Below are 3,443 nucleotides of genomic sequence, written 5' to 3'. Positions count from 1 at the left end.
TCCCTTTCATGAGTTACATTTAAATCTTACTATTAATTTCAACGGTTATTACATTAACATACTTCGATCTATAAATGTTTAAATAAGAGTTATTGTTAATCAAAGGTAATTTATGTTGCTTTTTTGTAATAATAATGAAATCTTAATTGCTGTGTTATTGTTCACCTATTAAAAATAGACTAATATATAATTAAAAAAGGGATGATCAATATTTTAGAACAAGGAATTTCTGTTATTGTATGTGCTTATAATGCTGAAAAAACAATTAAAAAAAGTTTAAATAGCATTTTAAATCAAAGGCTTTGTGTTCCCTTTGATATAGTTGTTGTTAATGACGGCTCCACTGATAAAACCATCAAAATTCTAAATTCTTTTAAGGATAAAAATAATATAAGTATTATTAATAAAGAAAACTCAGGTGTTTCAAATTCTAGAAACGTTGCTTTAAAATATGTACGAAAAAAATATGTGACATTTGTAGATGCAGATGATTATATTGATTTTAATCATTTGCAATCTTTATATGACCAATATAAAGAATATGAACTTCTTGATTTAGCTATTGGCGGCTATGTTCAAGAGACTACTGATGGGAAAACTTTGGTATCAGCACAAGGTGCAAAACAAATAATGAATAAAGAGCAGGCTTTACAATCTATCTTTAAAAGCTACATGATTGAAGGTTACTTAGTCAATAAACTATTTAGAACCACCATTATTCAAAATAATCACATAGAATTTCTTCCGCAACTAAGCGTAGCAGAGGACCTAGTCTTTTGTATTAATTATCTTCATTATTCCTCTAAGATTAGCTATAATCCAAGTAACACTTACCATTACATTATGCACGGTAATAGTCAGCTTCACTCAATTGAAATTGGAAAACCATTCTCAAGTAAAAATACAGAATTAGTATCGTCACTAATCTACATAAAAAACCACTTAAAAGATGATTATCCGTCTGTTAATAAAGCATTAAATGCTAAACTATGTTGGTCAGCTACCGTAGTATTAAGAGCTATCTACGCAGCCCCAAACAACTATACAGTTAGTACTGAAACTATTAATGAGATGAAAAAAATTACTATGAAATATAAAAAAGATTTTATGGCAAACACTATTTTACCAAAACGCGATAAAATAATTTTCATTTGGAATAAATTTTCGCCAAAAAGTCTAGCGTTCATTTGGAATAAATTAAATAAATAGCAAAGAGGACTTGAAAACAAGATTTCAAGTCCTCTTTATTTACTAGTAATAATTGGCTCTACACTAAATCCTGTTGATGAATTACCTTCGGTAATTTATTAATGGGATTTTTCCTTTTATAATAAAAAAGAGGTCATAATTGACCTGATCCCATCCATAAATCACCACAATTAAAGAAAGGAAATCAATATGACCCTATCTAGTAATTCTATTCGTTCTTTGTTAGAAATTAAAGACCCTAACATTAAAATTGATGATATTTTTTATGCTTTTATCCATCACACGAAGGTTAGAATCATCAAGGCCTGTTTAATAACTCATCAAAATCGTTGCCCTCTATGTGGTTTTGCAGCGTTAGTACATAATGGGCATTATACACCAACGATCACTTACACCAGTGATAATGCCAGTCATCCGGTTTTCATTCGACTCGCTAAACAACGTTTGAAGTGTAAAAATTGTGGCCACACGATCATGGCTAAAACACAGTTAGTTAATAAATACTGCAATATTTCTAACCGCACCAAATCGAAGATCATCATGAACTTGCAAGATGATCGAACACAGAAATGCATTGCGATCGACAATAATGTTTCCCCATCGACCGTTGGTCGATTAATGGATGAAAATCGAGCACTATATCCGACTTTTCCTGATAGATTACCCAAGCATTTAGCATTTGATGAAATTTCGCGGTGTCCATCATCAATTACATTTTATCTTATTGATGGCAGTAATCATCACCGCATTATTAAAATCCTACCTAATCGCTTCAAATCATCAATCATTAGGTATTTTGAATGCGTTGATCTTTCAGCTCGGAAACGGGTTGAAACTGTGACGATGGACCTGAACAGTTATTATCAAGATATCGTTTACCAACTCTTTCCGAATGCCAAAATAGTCATCGATCGTTTTCACATTATCGCCATGATGACCCGCGCATTCAATCAATATCGCAGCCAGTTAATGAAACATTACCAGTATCAATCACATGAGTATAAGCTACTCAAGTTTTCTTGGCGTTTATATCTTAAAAATGACCGTGATCTTTCTAATGCCCAAGAATATTATGATCGACATATTCATCAAAAAGTAACTGCTGGAGAACGGATTAGCTTAGGTCTAGAGTTAGACACCAAACTAAATAACGACTACGTCGTTATGCATGATGTGATGAATTATCTAATGCTCCGCAATAAAGATCAATTAGCCGAAGCACTCTTTAATTATCGTTATGAACAACTTAGTAAGCCAATGGCCGGCGTAATTAGAACCTTGCGTAAAAATTTAGAAATCGTGCTCAATGCCGCTGAAAATGAGCAGTCTAATGGTCCACTAGAAGTACTAACCGCATGATTAAGCAGATCCAACGCACGGCCTTCGGCCTGCGCAATTTCAATCACTTACTAGCAAGAATTAATCTACGAATGATGAGAACAAAAAAACAGCACCAAGTATAAAAACTTGATACTGTTCTATTAGCCCGCACCAACAGGATTTGACACAGAGCCTAATAATTAAATCAACTCTTATTAACAGAATAGAATACAGAGCCTTAAACTATTACACATTGGCCTTCTCTGCTCTAAATGCAACCTGATCGAAACGTGTCAAATTATAGTTTGAAATTGCATTTCGTAATGTTGAAGTATAATTCGTAGCCGTAGCATATCCATCTGCTCTAACAAGGTAAGTTACACTATTAGAATCCTTATTCCATAATAAATTATGATAACGTGAATTATCTACAAAGAAATTAGTGTGATCTTCCACACTCGCATCATTATCTGGATATGCACGGAAGTAGTCATTAATTAAAACCAAACCATTACCATAGTTTTCATAAGTCGGCATGTTTACACTTTGGCCATTATAGCTACCCTTAATCCCAAAAAGATTATGGTAACGAGACGAAAGCGTAGATTTACCCCAACCACTTTCAATAATTGCCTGCGATATAGTTAAAGAAGGTAAGACTCCATGATTTAGCCATCCTCGAATGGCACCATTTACAATGCTCCCGATGAAAGAGTTTGTATCTGTTAATATACCGTTAGAATCAAAAGTTAAATTACCAAATCCTAAATTAATAGTTTGATTAGTGGCACGAGATCCATCATTCGCAAAGTAATAAATTTTCCCCCATGCACTCATAAACTTATTATCCCAACGGGCACCATCACTACCAAAGTAATAAGTCTTACCCCAGTTTTGATAAAATTTATTATCCC

Annotated in this window: 3 protein-coding genes; 2 read left to right on the top strand and 1 reads right to left on the bottom strand. The window is 33.1% G+C overall.

The genetic code is table 11. From position 1 onward, the window contains the following. Window positions 1–201: 201 nt before the first annotated feature. Complete coding sequence (locus HMPREF0501_RS04900; RefSeq protein WP_006916765.1) at window positions 202–1,209, top strand: glycosyltransferase family 2 protein; 1,008 nt, start codon at window positions 202–204, stop codon at window positions 1,207–1,209. A gap of 189 nt (window positions 1,210–1,398) precedes the next feature. Next, window positions 1,399–2,568: an ISL3 family transposase gene (locus HMPREF0501_RS04895; RefSeq protein ID WP_006916764.1), complete on the top strand. Its 1,170-nt coding sequence runs from the start codon at window positions 1,399–1,401 to the stop codon at window positions 2,566–2,568. A 207-nt stretch (window positions 2,569–2,775) separates the two neighbouring features. Here the strand turns inward: HMPREF0501_RS04895 and HMPREF0501_RS04890 are convergent. Next, window positions 2,776–3,443: glucosaminidase domain-containing protein (locus tag HMPREF0501_RS04890; protein ID WP_223206784.1), on the bottom strand; the 668-nt coding region annotated here is incomplete at its 5' end.

It is taken from the genome of Limosilactobacillus coleohominis 101-4-CHN, from assembly GCF_000161935.1.
GTDB classification, from domain to species: Bacteria; Bacillota; Bacilli; order Lactobacillales; family Lactobacillaceae; genus Limosilactobacillus; species Limosilactobacillus coleohominis_A.
The sequence above is the reverse complement of the archived record's forward strand: the minus strand, read 5'-3'. Positions and strand labels throughout refer to the sequence as shown.

Bases quoted from the DNA above. Each gene is read 5' to 3' on its own strand.
- HMPREF0501_RS04900 (WP_006916765.1), top strand. From the start codon at position 202: ATGATCAATATTTTAGAACAAGGAATTTCTGTTATTGTATGTGCTTAT.
- HMPREF0501_RS04895 (WP_006916764.1), top strand. From the start codon at position 1,399: ATGACCCTATCTAGTAATTCTATTCGTTCTTTGTTAGAAATTAAAGAC.